16 protein-coding genes are annotated in these 17751 nt (G+C 58.8%); 2 read left to right on the plus strand and 14 right to left on the minus strand.

The annotated features are described in order from the left end of the window. Positions 1 to 181: 181 nt before the first annotated feature. The 10 genes from pnp to DHN55_RS04665 form a co-directional block, all read right to left on the minus strand. On the minus strand, positions 182 to 2305 hold the full coding sequence (gene pnp, locus DHN55_RS04620; RefSeq protein WP_108880189.1) for a polyribonucleotide nucleotidyltransferase: 2124 nt from the start codon (positions 2303 to 2305) through the stop codon (positions 182 to 184). A 219-nt stretch (positions 2306 to 2524) separates the two neighbouring features. After that, positions 2525 to 2794, minus strand: a complete 270-nt coding sequence (gene rpsO / locus DHN55_RS04625; RefSeq protein ID WP_108880190.1) for a 30S ribosomal protein S15 — start codon at positions 2792 to 2794, stop codon at positions 2525 to 2527. A gap of 152 nt (positions 2795 to 2946) precedes the next feature. Then, the gene (gene truB / locus DHN55_RS04630) at positions 2947 to 3870 is read right to left on the minus strand and encodes a tRNA pseudouridine(55) synthase TruB (RefSeq protein WP_108880191.1); all 924 of its coding nucleotides are present in this window, start codon (positions 3868 to 3870) and stop codon (positions 2947 to 2949) included. 15 nt (positions 3871 to 3885) lie between these two features. Beyond that, the gene (gene rbfA / locus DHN55_RS04635) at positions 3886 to 4293 is read right to left on the minus strand and encodes a 30S ribosome-binding factor RbfA (RefSeq protein WP_108880192.1); all 408 of its coding nucleotides are present in this window, start codon (positions 4291 to 4293) and stop codon (positions 3886 to 3888) included. A gap of 78 nt (positions 4294 to 4371) precedes the next feature. Continuing rightward, the gene (gene infB / locus DHN55_RS04640) at positions 4372 to 7026 is read right to left on the minus strand and encodes a translation initiation factor IF-2 (RefSeq protein WP_108880193.1); all 2655 of its coding nucleotides are present in this window, start codon (positions 7024 to 7026) and stop codon (positions 4372 to 4374) included. 6 nt (positions 7027 to 7032) lie between these two features. Then, complete coding sequence (locus tag DHN55_RS04645) at positions 7033 to 7665, minus strand: RNA-binding protein (RefSeq protein ID WP_108880194.1); 633 nt, start codon at positions 7663 to 7665, stop codon at positions 7033 to 7035. A 17-nt stretch (positions 7666 to 7682) separates the two neighbouring features. Further along, a complete protein-coding gene (gene nusA / locus DHN55_RS04650) occupies positions 7683 to 9317 on the minus strand; it encodes a transcription termination factor NusA (RefSeq protein ID WP_108881704.1) in 1635 nt (544 codons plus the stop codon). Between the two features lie 5 nt (positions 9318 to 9322). Then, positions 9323 to 9928 carry a ribosome maturation factor RimP gene (gene rimP / locus DHN55_RS04655; protein WP_108880195.1) on the minus strand — a complete coding sequence of 202 codons (606 nt, stop codon included), beginning with the start codon at positions 9926 to 9928 and terminating at the stop codon, positions 9323 to 9325. Positions 9929 to 10165: 237 nt separating this feature from the next. Then, the gene (locus DHN55_RS04660; RefSeq protein WP_108880196.1) at positions 10166 to 10867 is read right to left on the minus strand and encodes a tRNA (guanine(46)-N(7))-methyltransferase TrmB; all 702 of its coding nucleotides are present in this window, start codon (positions 10865 to 10867) and stop codon (positions 10166 to 10168) included. A 103-nt stretch (positions 10868 to 10970) separates the two neighbouring features. Next, positions 10971 to 11552, minus strand: coding sequence for a TetR family transcriptional regulator C-terminal domain-containing protein (locus DHN55_RS04665; protein ID WP_108880197.1), 582 nt, complete (start codon positions 11550 to 11552; stop codon positions 10971 to 10973). 171 nt (positions 11553 to 11723) lie between these two features. Between DHN55_RS04665 and DHN55_RS04670 the strand changes: the two genes are divergently transcribed. Further along, positions 11724 to 12290, plus strand: a complete 567-nt coding sequence (locus DHN55_RS04670; RefSeq protein ID WP_108880198.1) for a carboxymuconolactone decarboxylase family protein — start codon at positions 11724 to 11726, stop codon at positions 12288 to 12290. Positions 12291 to 12422: 132 nt separating this feature from the next. After that, positions 12423 to 12968 (plus strand): redoxin domain-containing protein, encoded by a 546-nt coding sequence (locus DHN55_RS04675; protein ID WP_108881705.1) that lies wholly within the window; start codon positions 12423 to 12425, stop codon positions 12966 to 12968. Between the two features lie 58 nt (positions 12969 to 13026). Here the strand turns inward: DHN55_RS04675 and metK are convergent, their stop codons facing one another. The 4 genes from metK to DHN55_RS04695 all read right to left on the minus strand — a co-directional run bounded on the left by metK (position 13027) and on the right by DHN55_RS04695 (position 17751). After that, on the minus strand, positions 13027 to 14328 hold the full coding sequence (gene metK, locus DHN55_RS04680; RefSeq protein WP_108881706.1) for a methionine adenosyltransferase: 1302 nt from the start codon (positions 14326 to 14328) through the stop codon (positions 13027 to 13029). A 162-nt stretch (positions 14329 to 14490) separates the two neighbouring features. Beyond that, entirely contained in the window at positions 14491 to 14916 is a 426-nt protein-coding gene (locus DHN55_RS04685) for a helix-turn-helix domain-containing protein (RefSeq protein ID WP_108880199.1), read from the minus strand. Between the two features lie 154 nt (positions 14917 to 15070). Continuing rightward, positions 15071 to 16690: an apolipoprotein N-acyltransferase gene (gene lnt, locus DHN55_RS04690; protein WP_108880200.1), complete on the minus strand. Its 1620-nt coding sequence runs from the start codon at positions 16688 to 16690 to the stop codon at positions 15071 to 15073. A 5-nt stretch (positions 16691 to 16695) separates the two neighbouring features. Further along, on the minus strand, positions 16696 to 17751 hold the full coding sequence (locus DHN55_RS04695; RefSeq protein ID WP_108880201.1) for a transporter associated domain-containing protein: 1056 nt from the start codon (positions 17749 to 17751) through the stop codon (positions 16696 to 16698).

Raw genomic sequence — 17751 nt, forward strand, 5'->3', positions numbered from 1 at the left:
ACATGCTCTGACCTGCGCATGCCCGTATCGCGCGAAACCGCACACGCGTTTGCGCGACATGCTCTAATCTGCGCATGCCCTTGCTCGCAAAACCGCACACACTTTTGCGGGGCATGCTGAAACAAAAAAGAGCGCCGTTTAACCGGCGCTCTTTCAGTTTCTGCAATCAGCTTGCGTGGTTTCAGTCGTCCTTGGCCTGCGAGATGTCTTCGCCGGTTTCCTGGTCGACCTGCTTCATCGACAGGCGGACCTTGCCGCGCTGGTCGAAGCCAAGCAGCTTGACCTTCACATCCTGGCCTTCGGAGACAATGTCGGAGACTTTCTCGACACGCTTGGGTGCCAGTTCGGAGATATGAACCAGGCCGTCCTTGGCACCGAAGAAGTTCACGAAAGCACCGAAGTCGACAACCTTGACGACCTTGCCGTCATAAATCACACCTTCTTCAGGCTCAGCGACAATGGAGTGAATCCAGTCTTTCGCCGCCTTGATCGATGCACCGTCGGCAGACGCGATGTTGATCACGCCGTCATCGTTGATGTTTACCTTGGCGCCGGTCTTTTCGACGATTTCGCGGATCACCTTGCCACCGGTGCCGATAACTTCACGGATCTTGTCAGCCGGAATGGTCATGACCTCGATGCGCGGCGCATGTTCGCCGAGTTCTTCACGACCCTGGGTGATGGCCTCAGACATCTTGCCCAGAATGTGCATGCGGCCGTCCTTGGCCTGGTACAGGGCCGTTGACATGATCTCCTGGGTAATGCCGGTGATCTTGATGTCCATCTGAAGCGATGTAACGCCTTCTTCGGTACCGGCTACCTTGAAGTCCATATCGCCGAGATGATCTTCGTCACCGAGGATATCTGACAACACGGCAAACTTTTCGCCTTCAAGGATGAGGCCCATGGCAATGCCTGCGATCGGGCGGGTGAGCGGAACGCCTGCATCCATCATGGCAAGCGATGCACCGCACACACTGGCCATCGAAGATGAACCGTTGGACTCGGTGATTTCCGACACGACGCGAATTGTGTACGGGAACTCTTCCTTCTTCGGCAGCATCGGGTGCACGGCGCGCCAGGCCAGCTTGCCGTGTCCGATTTCGCGGCGGCTGGTGAAACCAGAGCGGCCGGTTTCGCCAACCGAGTATGGCGGGAAGTTGTAATGCAGCAGGAAGTTTTCCTTGTAGGTGCCTTCCAGTGCATCGATGAACTGCTCGTCGTCACCGGTGCCGAGCGTGGTTACAACCAGCGCCTGGGTTTCGCCGCGGGTGAACAGGGCGGAACCATGGGTGCGCGGCAGAACGCCGACTTCACACTTGATCTGGCGGACATCTGACAGTCCCCGGCCATCAATACGTGAACCGGTATCAATGATCTGGCCGCGAACAATGCCTGCTTCCAGTGACTTGAATACTTCGCCAACCTTGTTGGGTGCCGGTGCGTCGTCATCTTCGGGATCGCAGAGTTCTTCAACGACCTTCGCCTTGGCGGCAGAAATGGCGTCGCGACGCTCTTCCTTGCCGGCAATTGAATAGGCCGACTGCAGATCTTTTTCAGCCAGCTTCTTCGCGGCAGCAAGCAGGTCTGACGTGTCTTCCGGATTGTGGTCGCGAGGCTCGCGCGCGCCACGTTCGGCCAGGCGGATAATCGCCTCGATAACCGGCTGGAAGTCTTCATGGCCCTTCATCACCGCACCGAGCATGATTTCCTCGGACAGTTCCTGGGCTTCAGATTCAACCATCAGCACTGCGTCCGTGGTACCTGCAACAACCAGGTCAAGAACTGAATCCGGCATCTGGTCGAGGGTCGGGTTCACCACATACTCGCCGTCGATGTAACCGACACGTGCTGCACCGATCGGTCCGAGGAACGGGGCGCCGGACAGGCACAGGGCTGCAGATGCACCGACCATGGCAACGATATCGGGATCGTTCTCAAGATCGTGGCTGAGCACGGTGAGGATAACCTGCGTTTCGCACTTGAAGCCTTTGGCAAACAGTGGGCGGATAGGACGGTCAATCAGCCGGGAAACCAGGGTTTCCTTTTCTGACGGTCTTGCTTCGCGCTTGAAAAACCCGCCGGGGATCTTGCCCGCGGCATAGGTTTTTTCCTGGTAGTTCACGGTCAGCGGAAAGAAGTCCAGGCCGGGCTTGGGTTGACGGTCGGCAACCACGGTTGCCAGCACTGTTGTCTCGCCATAGGTCGCCAGAACGGCGCCATCAGCCTGGCGGGCAACGCGGCCGGTTTCCAGCCGCAGCGTGCGTCCGGCCCATTCAATTTCTTCGACATGAATGTCAAACATAAAATTATTTCCTTACATGTATGGTAGAGCTGAATTTGGACGGGAAACCCTGTTTCCGCATCTCCTGGCTCAGCTCCGGCCCTTGCCGCCATCTATTTTCTACTTTTGCGGCTTTCCCCGATCGGGCCATCAGCACCCGGCCCCATTGCCGTACGTGCCATAAAAGGGGAAACGAGCGGCTTTCCGGTCCAGAAAACCACCCGCTCATTGTTATCGAAATTACCGCCGGATACCGAGGCGTTGAATAATGCTCTTGTAGCGGGGCTCATCACGTACCTTGACATAGTCAAGCAGTTTGCGGCGCTGGCTAACCAGCTTGAGCAGACCACGGCGTGAATGGTTGTCTTTCTTGTGGGTCTGGAAGTGACCCGTCAGGTTCTTGATCCGCTCGGTCAGGATTGCGACCTGCACTTCGGGAGAACCGGTATCGCCTTCAACAGTGGCGTATTCCTTCACAAGCTCCAGCTTGCGCTCAGGCGTAATCGACATCGGGAAATCCTTTCAAAATGAGGAACAGGACGCCTAAAGCCGGGATGTCGTCCAGCGAAGGCCATGAAAAAACACCGGGTCAACCCGGTGTTGGGGCAGCGTATAGCGGAAACAGAGCCTGAATACCAGACCAAAAGGCAACGACACCAATGTCAGTCATCGAGCTGAAAAACCCGCACCGGTTGCAGCGCGCCATCCATATACCTGGCAATGGCCATTGGCGTACCGGACCGGGTCAGCAGCAATTCGGCCCCATTGCAAAACTGATCTCCGGCAATGGTGTGCTTCGCCACTTGCACCGGGTTGCCATGAGCCACCTTGCTGGCCGCTACTTCCTCCAGCTCGATCACCGGCAAATGACCCAGCACCGCCTCCAGAGGATGTAACAGACCGGAAAGATCGTCCGCATCGGCATCGTCAAAGGCGCCGGCGGCAACGCACTGGTCAATCGACACACCGCCGGTGGCGATGCGGCGAAGAGCGGTGACATGGCCTTGGGTGCCAAGTGCAACAGCCATGTCGCGGGCCAGCGAGCGGACATAGGTGCCCTTGCCACAGCACACTTCAAAGCCGGCATGATCTTCGTCCGGGCAACCGGTCAGTTTCAGGCTTTCCACCTGCACCGGCCGTTTTGCCATCTCGACCTGTTCACCGGCCCGGGCCAGGTCGTAGGCGCGCTGACCGTCAATCTTTATGGCAGAGTAGGCAGGCGGGGCCTGCTCGATCTGTCCGGTAAGATCCGGCAATACATCGGTAATTTCGCGGCGTATCGGCCGCCTCGGACTGGTGGCGCAGACCTCGCCTTCCGCATCACAGGTCTCGGTCGCCTCGCCCCAGCGAACGGTGAAGGTGTAAGTCTTCTGTGCATCGGTCATATAGGGGACCGTCTTGGTGGCTTCTCCCAGCGCGATGGCCAGCAGGCCGGTTGCAAGGGGATCGAGGGTTCCGGCGTGGCCGGCCTTTTGCGCATTGAATGCGCGCCGCACCATGGACACGGCCTGTGTGGATCCCATGCCTAAGGGCTTGTCGAGAAACACCCAACCGTGAACACGGTTTCCCTTTTTACGACGAGCCAATCAGGACCTGCGCTTTCAGTCTTCGCGGTCCGGCCCGAGATCGCCCCTGACCTTCGGGTCGGCAAGCAGGGCATCAATACTGGAGGCGTAGTCGATCGAGTTATCGATGCGGAACTTGATCTCCGGCATGAATTTCAACTGCAGCTTCGGCGCCAGTTCGCCCTTGATGAACCTGCGGTGGCGCATCAGGGCTTCGACCAGCACTTCGCCGTCGCCTGACGGCTGGAACGGACGGACATAAGCAGTGGCCGTCCTGAGGTCGGGTGTGGCTGCCACTTCCAGTACCGTAACCCCGGTCTTTTCGACAATCGGATCCATCACGTCGCCGCGCATGAACAGCGCCGACAGTTCGTGCCGGATCAGCTCGCCCACGCGCAACTGGCGCTGCGACGGGCCCTTGGCAGCTTTTGTTCTTGGTTTCATCGTCAAGTCACTCCATCGGGCGGACGCGACGGGCGAGCCGTTGCCGGCCCGCTCCTCATTCCTTATCGGGCCCGCGCCTTAAAGCGAGCGCTGAATGCTCTCCACGGTAAAGCACTCGATCACATCACCTGCACGCATGTCCTGGTAGTTCTCAAAGGCCATGCCGCATTCCTGGCCGACCTGAACTTCCTTGACCTCGTCCTTGAAGCGCTTGAGCGTCGACAGAGTGCCTTCATGGACCACAACACTGTCGCGCACCAGGCGCACCTTGGCACCACGCTGGACATTGCCTTCCACGACACGGCAACCGGCAACCTTGCCGACCTTGGTGATGTTGAAGACTTCCAGGATTTCGGCATTGCCGAGGAAAGTCTCGCGCAGATCCGGCGACAACAGGCCGGACATGGCCGCCTTCACGTCGTCGACCAAGTCATAGATGATGTTGTAGTAGCGGATTTCAATGCCGCTGGCCTCGGCTGCATCGCGTGCCTGCTTGTTGGCGCGGACATTGAAGCCGATGACAATGGCATTGGAGGCTTGCGCCAACTGCACGTCGGATTCCGAAATACCACCGACCGCGTAATGCACGACACGGGCCGCAACTTCATCGGTGCCGAGCTTGTCGAGCGCCTGCACGATGGCTTCCGCCGAGCCCTGCACATCAGCCTTGATGAGGATCGGGAACTCCTGCATGCCGCTTTCCTTGAGCTGGCTCATCATCTGTTCCAGAGATGACCTGGCACTCGGGGCTCCGCGCGTATCGCGCAATTTACGTTCACGATACTCGGTGACTTCGCGGGCACGGCCTTCGTTCTCGACCACCACGATCTGGTCTCCGGCATCCGGCGCCGAACTCATGCCCAGAACCTCGACGGGAACCGAAGGGCCCGCTTCGGAGATGTTGGCGCCCTTGTCATTGATCAGCGCGCGTACCTTGCCCCAGGCAACGCCGGCCACGACAATATCGCCGACCCGCAAAGTGCCGCGGCGCACCAGGACTGTGGCCACGGGACCACGACCCTTGTCGAGCTGTGCCTCGACCACGATACCGTCAGCGGCACGATCCGGGTTGGCCTGAAGGTTGAGCAGTTCAGCCTGCAGCAGGATTGCCTCGAGCAGTTTGTCGAGATTGGTGCCCTTGAGCGCGGATATCTCCACTTCGAGCACGTCACCGCTCATGCTTTCGACAATCACTTCATGGTTCAGAAGGTCCGTCCGGACACGGCTTGGATCTGCGTCCGGCTTGTCCATCTTGTTGATGGCGACAATCAGCGGAACACCTGCTTCGCGGGCGTGGCTGATGGCCTCGATCGTTTGCGGCATGACGCCATCGTCCGCCGCCACGACCAGCACCACGATATCCGTCGCCTTGGCGCCGCGTGCCCGCATGGCGGTAAAGGCAGCATGGCCCGGTGTATCGATGAAGGTTGCCAGGCCATTGTCCGTTTCAACCTGGTAGGCGCCGATGTGCTGGGTGATACCGCCGGCCTCGCCGGACACCACAGATGCGTTGCGAAGCGCGTCCAGCAGTGATGTCTTGCCGTGATCGACATGGCCCATGACGGTGACAATCGGCGCACGTGGCTTCATTTTATCCGCCGGGTCGTCATCACCTGCCAGGCCTTCTTCAACATCAGATTCAGATACCCGCTTGACGGTATGGCCGAAGTCTTCCGCGATCAGCTGGGCGGTATCGGTATCGACGATATCGTTGATGGTGTGCATCTCGCCCTGCTTCATCAGGAACTTGATGACGTCGACGGCGCGTTCACTCATGCGGTTGGCCAGTTCCTGAATGGTGATCACTTCAGGAATGGTCACTTCACGGGCAACCTTCTCCTTGGTCACCGAACCGCCCATGGCCTGCTTCTTCTGGCGTTCCTGGCGGCGCCGGAATGCAGCCAGTGAACGAGCCCGCCCACCATCGTCATTAAGCGCGTTGGAAATGGTCAGCTTGCCACGGCGCCGGTCAGCATCATTGCGCGGCTTGGGCGGCGTCGCAGGCTTGTCCGCACCACCGGCAGGACGGCGGGATTTCGAGCGCCCGGCATCGGTTTCGGTTTCGGCTGCAGCTGCTGCCTTGCTGGCCTTGGCTTCTGCTGCGGCCTGCTTGGCTTCCGCGTCCGCAGCGCGCTTTGCGGCGCGGCGGGCTTCTTCGGCTTCCTTCTCGACCCGCTCGGCGGCTTCACGCGCTTCACGTTCAACACGCTCAACCGCTTCAATTTCGGCGCGCTTCTTGTCCTCGATGTCACGCTGGCGTGCTTCAACCAGCGCACGCTCACGTGCTTCGGCTTCCTCGGCTGTCAGGGTGCGCAATACCTTGGGCGCTCCAACCGTCTTGATCGGTGGCCGCTTTGGAGCGGCGGGCGCTGCAGGTGCCGGTGCCGCCGCGGCGGCAGGTGCAGCCGCAGCCGGCGCAGGCGCGGCAGGCTTGGGCGCGGCAGGAGCAGCCGGTGCCGGAGCCGAAGCTTCCGGTGTCGCGACTGCCGGCTTGGGATCCGGTGCCGCAGCAGGCGCCGGCGCGGGCGCCTCTGCAGAGGCGGGGGCCGCGGGAGCGGCAGGTTTGGCACCCGGTGCTCCAATAATGCGTTTGCGCTTGGTTTCCACCACAACGGTTTTTGACCGCCCGTGTGAAAAATTCTGGCGCACCCTGCTCTGGCCACCACCGCGCAAGCCGAGTGTGCGTCCGCCAGGACGTTCGTTACCATTATCGTTGTCGTTCGTATCACTCATTGCGTATCAGCTTTCCGCTTGTGCGGCTCCGTTTAACTCAAAAAATTCATATCGTCTTGCGCAGGCCAGGAATTTCTGCGCCAGACCGCCGGGGTTGATGGCAGCATGTATCACATTTGTACGCCCCAATGCCAAATCCAAATCAGCAGAAGCAAAACATTCGACCAGCCGGTCGGCCTGATCGGCGGCCCGCAGTTTTCCGGACAATTTCCGGCGACCGTCTTCGGCACCGTCCGAGGCTGCGATGAGAACCGCGGCCCGGCCATGTGCAAGCATGGCTTCGGTCTTCTCAAACCCGGCAACAAGCTGGCCTGCCTTCGATGCCAGAGACAGACACGACATGGCGTCTTTAAGCAACAGGCGTGCGATCAGATCGGCGAGATTCTCCGGCAGCCTGACCGGAGCTTTCAGCGCCCGTGCAAACACCTTGCGCCTGACGGCCTCGCCAACACCTGCACGCGACAGGCTCAACCACACACCGCGGCCCGGCAAATTTTCCTTCAGGTCCGGCACCAGGTCTCCGTCCGGTGAAGCAACGAAGCGCAACAGTTCTCCGCGCGGCCGCTGTGTACGCGTTAGCGCACACATGCGGACATTCGGGTCATCCTCGAGGATGGTTTGTTGTGCCAGACCTGTCATGTTGCCGGGTGTTCACCTTACTCTTCGTTACTGGTTGTGGCGGCAGCTTCCTCGCTGCCTTCTGCTTCTGCGTCTGCTTCCGGATCCGGCTCGGGCTCCGGCTCAATCCAGCCCAGTTGCAAACGAGCCGTCATGATCAGGGTTTCGGCTTCGGCCGCGGTCATGTCGGTTGCGGACAGCGCACCTTCATGGCGGATGGTCTCGCCTTCGCCACGCTCGCTCCAGCCAACCAGATCATCCGGCACACAGCCGGCAAAATCTTCAAGGGTGAACACGCCGTCTTCTCCAAGCATCACCAGCATGGCCGGTGACAGCCCGGCAAAGCCGGCCAGGTCATCAGCCACTCCAAGTTCCTTGCGCTTGGCCTCCAGTTCCGACGCCTGACGATCTAGGAACTCGGTCGCACGGGCCTGGATTTCAGATGCCGTTTCATCATCCAGTCCCTCAATGGACGCAATTTCCTCAGGAGCCACGTAAGCAACTTCCTCAATGGAATCGAAACCTTCCGATGCAAGCAGCTGAGCCAGCATTTCATCCACATCAAGCGCCTCGGTGAAGCGCTGGGTACGATCTGCAAATTCTTTCTGGCGGCGTTCGGATTCCTCGGCCTCCGTCATGATGTCGATATCCCAGCCGGACAGCTGCGAGGCAAGACGAACGTTCTGCCCGCGACGGCCGATTGCCAGCGAAAGCTGTTCGTCGGGCACAACGACCTCGATGCGCTGGGCATCCTCATCAAGCACCACCTTGGCAACCTCGGCAGGCGCCAGCGCGTTGACGATGAAACTGGCCGCATCGGGTGTCCAGGGAATGATGTCGATCTTTTCGCCCTGCAGCTCATTGACCACGGCCTGGACACGACTGCCGCGCATGCCGACACAAGCGCCAACCGGATCGATTGAACTGTCCTTGGAGCGCACGGAAATCTTCGCGCGTGACCCGGCATCACGAGCCACGGCCACGACTTCAACGATACCGTCGTAGATTTCCGGTACTTCCTGCTGGAACAGCTTGGCCATGAACTCCGGACGCGAGCGCGACAGGAATATCTGCGGACCGCGCAGTTCGCGACGCACGTCGAAAATATAGGCCCGCACCCGGTCGCCGTTGCGGAATGCTTCGCGCGGCAAACCCTCGTCGCGGCGCACTATGCCTTCACCACGGCCAAGGTCGACGATGATATTGCCGTACTCAACACGCTTGACGACACCGGAAACGATCTCGCCGATGCGATCCTTGTATTCTTCGAACTGACGCTCGCGTTCGGCATCGCGGACCTTCTGCACGATCACCTGCTTGGCGTTCTGGGCAGCAATGCGGCCGAAGTCGACCGGTGGGAGCGGCTCGGACAGGAAGTCACCCATGCGTGCGCCAGGATTACGGTCCAGTGCTTCCTTCATGGTGATCTGGGTCGAATCGTTTTCGACTTCCTCGACCACTTCCAGCAGGCGGTACAGTTTGGTTTCGCCGGTTTGCGGGTCGATTTCCGCACGGATATCGTTTTCGGCGCCATAGCGTGAACGGGCGGCACGCTGGATCGCGTCCTCCATCGCATCGATCACGACAGCCTTGTCGATGGATTTTTCACGTGCAACCGCATCTGCGATCTGCAGCAATTCCAGCCTGTTTGCACTTACGGCGACATCAGCCATTTCGTTCACTCCGCTTTAATGTCGTTAGATTCAATTTCATTGTCCTGCGTCCAGTCGGCACCATCGCCGACCTCACCTGCCTTGGCGCGCACGCCGGCAGCTTTCAGCAATTCGTCAGTCATCACCAGGCGGGCATCACCTATTGCGGTAATATCCAGTCCGATCAGGATATCTTCACCGCCCTTTTCAGGCGGCGCGATGAACAGGCGCACTTCGCCGTCATCAAAACCTTCCAGCCTGCCGCGAAACCGTTTGCGGCCTGCCAGCGGCGTCACCAGCTCAATCTTCGCTTCAAAACCGGCCCAGCGCTCAAAATCTTCAGGGCGCATCAGGGGCCGGTCCACACCGGGCGACGACACTTCGAGACTGTACTTGCCGGATATGGGGTCATTCACATCCAGCAACGGCGAAATGGTGCGAGAAATATCCTGGCAACCGCCAACCGTCATTGTGCCGTCGGGACGCTCTGCCATGATCTGCAGCGTGGTGCCGGACAGGCGCACGCGCACCAGCCGGAAACCCAGCTCGTCGATGGCAGGTTCGACCAGCCGGGCCACCTTGGCGGCCACGCCGGTTTCGACCTGCATCCTCTTGGCCATGTCGGCCACCATCAGTTATCTCCCTGTCCGCACCAGCCGGGCGCAAGAGATCCGGCTGACCAAAGCAAACATCATCCCCGTTCAGGCAACAAAAAAAGCGGGTCCCGCAGGACCCACCCTCATGAACCGTGGTTTTCAGTCGTCCTTGAAAACCTATGAGAATGAACTTGATGAGCTACATATACGCCGAGAATGCGCGGACTTCAAGCAAAACGCTTATGCCAGGGGAACTAATTGGCTGCTTTGCTACTATACGCGAATAATTCGCAGATATTCGGAGGTCCTGCCTTCGCGCACGGCCTTTGCCTCATACCTGGTCTGCGGCCAGTCGGCCGGACGCCGGCGCCGGTCGGCCGGGTTGTCCGACAGCAGCCGGAACCCGCCATGCGCGGCAACCTCGTGCAGGCTCCATTGAATGTAATGATCGATATCGCTGGCCACGCGAAATTCCGCACCGGGCTTCATGATGCGATGCAACCTGTCCAGGTTGGTCCGGTTTACAAACCGGCGCTTGTGATGGCGCAGCTTTGGCCACGGATCGGGAAACAGCAGGAAGGCGCGTGATATTGTCTGATCGCCAAGCTGGTCCATACGCGGGCGAATGTCATTGTCGATAATGCGAACGTTTGCAAGCGCGCCGCTTTCCACCAGGCTGAGCAGCTTGGCAACACCGTTTATGAACGGTTCGCCGCCGATGAAACCGACATGCGGATTGGCGGCTGCCTGCCAGGCCAGGTGTTCACCACCGCCGAAACCGATTTCCAGCCAGATCTCGGATACCGGGCTTTCGAACAATGAACCGGGATCACGCAGACTGTCGGCCCGGTCAGGTACCCGCAGTTTCGGCAGCAGGTTTTCCACGAGCCGGACTTGATTGTCACGCAAGGCCTGCCCTGAGCGACGTCCGAAAAATTTTTCTGCAAACCGGGGCCGGTCCGGCGGCTGTGACATGATTGGAAATGCCCTGATCGGTTACCAAGATGATGATCTTACAGTGTCAGTTATGTACGGTTTCTTGACAAGCGTTCCCTGGCTCGTTCAGCCCGCCCGGTGCCTAGCTTATGAGTTTCATTGCACCGGCTTTAAGCACCCGCAGCGCCTCGGCATCATAGGTTCCGCGCGCAAGTACGCGAAGACCGACAACCAGAGCCAGCATTGACCTCGCCGCCGCGTCCGCGTCGACGTCAGCCGGAATGCCTCCCTGTTTCTGTCCCTGAACAATCATGCGCTTGAAAAATGCCTCGAACTCATGAAGCGCGCTCGTCACCAGGTTTTGCACATCAGCGCTTTGATTGGGAAATTCCAGTGCCGTGTTGACCAGCAGGCAGCCCCTGTTCCCGACATCAGTCTTTGCTTCCGCAATCAGGCCGTCGAACAGCGCAGCGATGGCCAGAGCCGGGTCTGCCATTGCCTCAAGTTCGCGCAATGACTTCTGTCGGTTCTTCTGGTCGTATCGCAGCAAGGCGCGGTCAAACAGGGCCTTCTTGCTGCCGAAGGCATTGTAGAGGCTGCCCTTGTTGATCTCCATGCCCTCGACCAGATCGGAAATCGACGTTGCCTCATAGCCCTTCTGCCAGAACACCGAGATCGCCTTGTCGGTAGCCTCGTCCAGATCAAATGTTTTTTCCCAGGGCATGTTCTTGCTCCAATTCGGTACTGCCGCTGGTTTCAATATAGAGAGTTTGTACCGATCGTTCAATAAAATCGCATGAAGGTCTTGACCGATTGGTTTAAACAACCTATCTGAACCTATACCGATCGTTATAAACAATTTCGATCACCAACCAAACCCAAGAGGAAATGACCGATGACCGACTTCAGCACTCATACTATTGAAACTGCGCCACAAGCCTCCAAGCCACTGCTTGAAGGTGCCAAGACCGCCTACGGCTTCGTACCCAACCTTCTCGGCACCATGGCCGAGGCGCCCTCCCTGCTCGAAGGCTACATGACGCTGGCCGGCATCTTCGACAAGACGGACCTGTCGGAAACCGAACGCCAGATCATTCTGATGACGAACAACCGGCTGAATGGCTGTGTTTACTGCATGGCCGCACACACGACCATTTCGCAAATGGCCGGGGTCGACGCCGGTGTCATCGAGGCCCTGCGCAACAACACCCCGATTGCAGACGCCAAGCTGGAAGCCCTGCGCCAGTTCGCTGTCGTTATCAACGAAACCCGCGGCTGGCCGTCCCAGACAGCCGTCGAGGCACTAATCGCGGCCGGCTACAGCCGCCAGACAGTCCTGGAAGTCGTTCTCGGCACCAGCCTGAAGGTGATGTCCAACTACACCAACCACATTGCCGAAACCGACGTTGACAGTGCCTTCGCTCCTAACACATGGAGCGCCGAGCAGGTGGCTGCGGCCTGAAAAACAGAACAATCGCTGCAGGTCCGGCAAAAGCGTCGGGCCTGCAGGGTAGTCCCACTATGCAATAAAGTTACCTTAACAAAGTCAGAAGTGCTTTTCTGGCGATCACCAGAACCAAAGGAAAGCAATGCCATGTTACTCGACACTCCCATTTGCGATTTCGGTTGGACAGCAACCGAATTCACATTGAAGGACCCTGACGGCAACAGTTTCACCCTGTCTGAACAGCTGGGAGAAAAGGGACTTCTGATCGCCTTCATCTGCAACCACTGCCCCTACGTCCAGGCCATCGCCGACCGGTTCGCAAAGGACACAACGGACCTGATGGACGACGGCATCAACATATTGGCGGTGATGTCAAACGACTATCACAATGTTCAGGCCGACAGCCCGGCAAACATGAAACGGTTTGCCGAACGCCACGGCTTTCCATTCCCTTACCTTATCGACGAAGACCAATCGGTCGGTAAAGCCTACGGTGCTGTTTGCACGCCTGACTTCTTTGGGTTCAACAAGGATGGAGAGTTGCAATATCGCGGCCGGCTCGACGATGCCAAAATGGGCGACCCGGCAAACCGGACGCGCGAACTCGTCAACGCCATGCGCCAGATCGCAGAGACCTGCGAGGGCCCGCGCCAGCAAACACCGAGCATGGGCTGCTCGATCAAGTGGCGCTAGCCGCATACTCGATTTGACAGTCGTCCGGTATCGCGCGCTGCGGAGCGGCAGGCCGCCATTACGACGCCCGTGAGAGCTCCTGCGGTTCCTGCGACGCCGCCTTCACGGCTTGCTTGAGTGCCGTGGTCATATCGGTTTTTTCCCAGGAGAACGACCCGTCACGGCGCGGCTTGCGGCCAAAGTGGCCGTAGGCAGCGGTGCGGGCGTAAATCGGCTTGTTAAGGTCAAGATGACGACGAATACCCGAAGGTGACAGATCCATGCACTTGCGCAGGGCCTGCTCAAGCACACTTTCATGCACCATTCCGGTGCCATGGGTGTCGACATAAACAGACAGGGGCTGTGCGACACCGATGGCGTAGGACAGCTGGATCGTGCAGCGGTCGGCGAGTTTTGCAGCCACAACATTCTTAGCCATGTAGCGCGCGGCGTAGGCAGCCGACCGGTCAACCTTGGTTGTGTCCTTGCCGGAGAATGCGCCGCCGCCATGCGGCGCAGCACCGCCGTAGGTGTCGACGATGATCTTGCGGCCAGTCAGGCCGGCATCACCGTCGGGACCACCGATGACAAACTTGCCGGTGGGATTGATGTACCATTTGCAATCAGCAGCAGTCGGCAAATCGCCCAGTGCTTCACGCACATAGGGCTCAATGACCGAGCGTACTTTTGCCGAATCCCAGCTTTCATCGAGATGCTGGGTCGAAACAACAATCGATGTGACTTCCGATGGTTTGCCGTCGACATAGCGGATGGTGACCTGGCTCTTGGCATCAGGCCCAAGCCTGGCGGCATCGCCTTCACCCTTGTGACGTGCTGTCGCCATCAGTTCGAGAATCTTGTGGGAGTAGTAGATCGGTGCCGGCATGAAGTCCGGTGTTTCGCGGCAGGCATAGCCGAACATGATGCCCTGATCACCGGCGCCTTCTTCACCCTGGCGGTCGGCAGCATTGTCCACGCCCTGGGCGATGTCCGTCGACTGGGCATGCAGCAGGACATCGACTTTCGCGGTTTTCCAATGGAAACCTGCCTGCTCGTAACCGATGGCGCGGATGGCACGGCGGGCCGCGGAACGGAACCTGCCCGGTGCGATCACCGGCTTGCCCGCAGCATCGTGAACCACGTTGCCTGCCTTGTCCTTCTTGAACAGCGTATCGGGAACCCGAACTTCGCCGGCAATAACCACACGATTGGTTGTGGTCAGCGTTTCACAGGCAACGCGAACAGTCCAAGGATCGGTACCTGTCTTGCGGGCTTCCTTGTACACAAGGTCAACGATCTCGTCGGAGATTCGGTCACACACCTTGTCCGGGTGACCCTCGGAAACTGATTCACTAGTGAAAAGATAATTCTGGCGTGCCATGGCTTGCAAACTCCGCGCGTAGGACAGGATGATCGCCATATGCAGATTTCTTTATATGCAATGGCAGCCGTGTGGACGCCCTTTTGTCAGGCTGCGCGCATCACGTCAAGCCAACTTTGCCCAACGCAAACAATTAACTGCAACTCTGGCGGCGTAAAATCCTCAGGTCTGGTCAGACGCAACGGCGCCGATGCCAGATACCGACTTGACGAGATCGAGAATATTGCGACGGACTTCAGAGCTTTCGATTTCGGAAAATGTCCGGACAAGCTGGGCACCGTCGGGACTGGACAGGAATTCGATCATCTCAAAGGAACCGGATGCCTTGCCAGCCTTTTCCCGGTTGGCAACGTCGCTGCAGGCCATGTCATCGAAGAAAAACTGCACCGGCACGTCAAGAATACGCGACATGTCATACAGCCTGCTGGCACTGATACGATTGGAGCCCTTTTCATACTTCTGTATCTGCTGAAAAGTCAGGTCGAGGCTCTCGCCCAGTTTTTCCTGGCTCATGCCGACCAGCATCCTGCGCATCCGCAGCCTGCTGCCAACATGTACATCAATCGGATTTGGCATTTTCATTGTCATCAGTCACCTGTCCCGCACGAGGTCGCGAAACGGCAAAAACCTGCCTGCTCGCAACAATTCCAATTGGCTGATCAGTTGCCGCGCCGGCACACCGTTGTGAAGTTGTTTTAAGGGGCCATAGACGGAAATATGTGTTGCCGATTCACGCCTACAATCAGTTCTCATGCACATCTGGTACACAAAACTTCTTCATCCGTCTACAAATTAAATAACCGAACGAGATTGAAACCAGCAGTCCCAGGAAGCCAAAATCTCCAATGGCCGCGTACGGCGTTGCGGCCATAACCGCAGGCATGGCAACATCCAGGTGACCGGCAGTGCCCAGCGGCAGCTTCGCCGTCACACGGCCTGCCGAATCAATCATTGCCGAAATCCCGGTATTGGCAGCGCGTATCATGGGCACGCCCTGCTCGATTGCGCGGAAGCGCGCATGGCCCAGATGCTGATGCGGACCGCCCGATGTACCGAACCAGGCGTCGTTGGTCGCATTTACGAGCATTTCAGGCCGTGATGCATACGGCACCGATCGCGGGAACACCGCCTCGTAACAAATGAAACCGGCAAAGGCCGGCACCCCGTCAAACCGGATAACCCGGTCTTTGCTGCCGGCTGAGAACCCCGGCGGCAGGTTTACGATCTGCCGCAAGCCAATTGGCTCCAGCAGCCACTGGAACGGCAAGAATTCTCCGAAGGGAACCAGCCGCACCTTGTCATGCCGGGCTGCGATCTGACCGTGTGCAGGGATGGCCAGCAGTGAGTTGAAAATCGAGACCGTGCCCGTCTCATCCCTAACGCGATGCAGACCGCCGGTCAGCAACGGAGAGCCTGACGGCAGGCTGGCCATTATTGTCGCGCGCAACGCATCTTCCTCACCGATCAGCCGCGGTAAAGCGCTTTCAGGCCAAACGATAATCGGCGGCGCCTTCGGAGAACTGGCAAAAGGCATCCCGCTCAGTTTCAGGTAAGTATCGATGATGCGGCTGGCATGGGCCGGGTCCCACTTGTCCTTCTGGGAAATGTTCGGCTGAACGATGCGAACCAGGGTTGCGTTGCCCGTGCTTTTGGCAAGAAGAGCATCGTAGGCTGCGACACGGTTATTGCCCCAAACGTGCAGAGCCACCGCTCCGGCCACGACAATGGCCGGGAACACCAAACGCACCGGGAAACTCGGTGCGGATCTTCGCAGATCCCAAACTACAGCCGGTGCCGCAGCCACGATGACAACCACAACGGTCAGGCCGTATATGCCTATCAGGCTGGCGGTCTGTGAAAATCCATCCAGTGAACCGGCTCCATAACCGGGCAGATTCCAGGGAAACCCGGTCAACAGATGGCCTCTGAGCCATTCTCCCGCACCAACCAGCCCTGCCAGCAGCAGGACCCGCGGCCAACCTTTAATCCACAATACGGCCGCGACACCGAGCGCAAGCCCCCAGTAAAGCGACAGATATGCCGGCAAACCGGCAACCGCGAACGGAATCAGGGCTGCGAACTTTTCCGGCTCCAGCCAGAAGGCTTCCGAAATCCACCACAGTGAGGGCACAAAATACCCAAAAGCAAAACACCATCCGATGGCGAAGCCGGCTCCGAAGCGGTGCCGTTTATGCGCCCGCCCGTGGCAAGCGCCATCCAGCAGCCAGACCAGTACCGTGTAGCTGACAAACAGGACTGGCCAGACGTCAAATGGCGGCAGGGACAAACAGGCCAGCCCGCCCGCCAGCACGGCCACAAGGCAGCCGCGCCAAAGCGGCCCGGTCGCCAGTGTTGCCAGCATGCCGGTCAGTTCTGCACCTGCGGAGATGGCTCTTCGGAGGTTTTCGCTGCGGGCTTGGCCGTGCTGGAAGGCTGGCGCGCCTTGCGCGGCTTGGTGTGGATGGCAAGACGCCGGACCCGGCGCGGATCGGCCGCCACAATCTCGAACTCGATTCCGGAGTCATGCTTGATCAGTTCACCGCGAACCGGCACCCGGCCAAGCATGTGGAATATCAGACCGCCAAGCGTATCGGCTTCTTCTTCCTCATCCGCCGGCAGCAGCTTGAGGCCGAGCACACTCTCGGCATCCTCGATTTCCAGCCGTGCCTCGGCCAGCCAACTGGTATCGGATGCACGGGTGATCAGTTCATCCTTCTCATCATGTTCATCGGCAATGTCGCCAACGATTTCCTCGACAAGGTCCTCGATGGTAGCCAGGCCGTCGGTGCCGCCATATTCATCCACCACAACCGCCATGTGAACATGGGTCGACTGCATTTTCACCAGCAGGTCCGCAGCTGGCATGGAGGGTGGCACGTAGAGCAGTTCACGCATGATGCCAAGTTCACTCACCGGGGTTTTAAGGTCGGTTGCCGACAGGGAGAGGATCGGCACAGCCTTCTTTGCGCGCGGCTTTTCCTGAACCCGCTTGTCATTGGAGTTCAGCCATTCCAGAAAGTCCTTAATGTGGATCATGCCAAGCGGCTCATCCAGCGTGTCGTGATAGATCGGCAGCCGGGAATGGCCCGCCTTGAGAAAACAGTCGAGCAGTTCCGAGACGGAGCTTGCGGCATCGATCGCGATAATCTCGGCACGCGGCACCATGACATCATCCAGACGCAAATCGGAAAACTCGATCAGGTTGAGCATCATCGATTTGGCATCTGCGCGAAATGCAGCCGTACCTTCTTCTTCGGCATGCCGGTCAAGCACGCCTTCCAGGCTTTCGCGCAGGGTCTCGTCCGTCCTGCCGCCGCCCAGGGCCCGCTTGATCCGGGACCACAGGCCGGTATTGTCGTTTCGTGAGTTTTCAGAAGTGGGGCTGGTCCCGTCGAGGGACCTGCTAGATTGGTCTTCGTCCAT

Source organism: Anderseniella sp. Alg231-50, assembly GCF_900149695.1.
Lineage (GTDB): Bacteria > Pseudomonadota > Alphaproteobacteria > Rhizobiales > Aestuariivirgaceae > Anderseniella.

Bases quoted from the DNA above. Each gene is read 5' to 3' on its own strand.
- nusA (WP_108881704.1), bottom strand. From the start codon at position 9,317: ATGGCTGATGTCGCCGTAAGTGCAAACAGGCTGGAATTGCTGCAGATC.
- rbfA (WP_108880192.1), bottom strand. From the start codon at position 4,293: ATGAAACCAAGAACAAAAGCTGCCAAGGGCCCGTCGCAGCGCCAGTTG.
- rimP (WP_108880195.1), bottom strand. From the start codon at position 9,928: ATGGTGGCCGACATGGCCAAGAGGATGCAGGTCGAAACCGGCGTGGCC.
- DHN55_RS04695 (WP_108880201.1), bottom strand. From the start codon at position 17,751: ATGGACGAAGACCAATCTAGCAGGTCCCTCGACGGGACCAGCCCCACT.
- DHN55_RS04675 (WP_108881705.1), top strand. From the start codon at position 12,423: ATGTTACTCGACACTCCCATTTGCGATTTCGGTTGGACAGCAACCGAA.
- infB (WP_108880193.1), bottom strand. From the start codon at position 7,026: ATGAGTGATACGAACGACAACGATAATGGTAACGAACGTCCTGGCGGA.
- DHN55_RS04645 (WP_108880194.1), bottom strand. From the start codon at position 7,665: ATGACAGGTCTGGCACAACAAACCATCCTCGAGGATGACCCGAATGTC.
- rpsO (WP_108880190.1), bottom strand. From the start codon at position 2,794: ATGTCGATTACGCCTGAGCGCAAGCTGGAGCTTGTGAAGGAATACGCC.
- lnt (WP_108880200.1), bottom strand. From the start codon at position 16,690: ATGCTGGCAACACTGGCGACCGGGCCGCTTTGGCGCGGCTGCCTTGTG.
- pnp (WP_108880189.1), bottom strand. From the start codon at position 2,305: ATGTTTGACATTCATGTCGAAGAAATTGAATGGGCCGGACGCACGCTG.
- DHN55_RS04670 (WP_108880198.1), top strand. From the start codon at position 11,724: ATGACCGACTTCAGCACTCATACTATTGAAACTGCGCCACAAGCCTCC.
- metK (WP_108881706.1), bottom strand. From the start codon at position 14,328: ATGGCACGCCAGAATTATCTTTTCACTAGTGAATCAGTTTCCGAGGGT.
- DHN55_RS04660 (WP_108880196.1), bottom strand. From the start codon at position 10,867: ATGTCACAGCCGCCGGACCGGCCCCGGTTTGCAGAAAAATTTTTCGGA.
- DHN55_RS04665 (WP_108880197.1), bottom strand. From the start codon at position 11,552: ATGCCCTGGGAAAAAACATTTGATCTGGACGAGGCTACCGACAAGGCG.
- DHN55_RS04685 (WP_108880199.1), bottom strand. From the start codon at position 14,916: ATGACAATGAAAATGCCAAATCCGATTGATGTACATGTTGGCAGCAGG.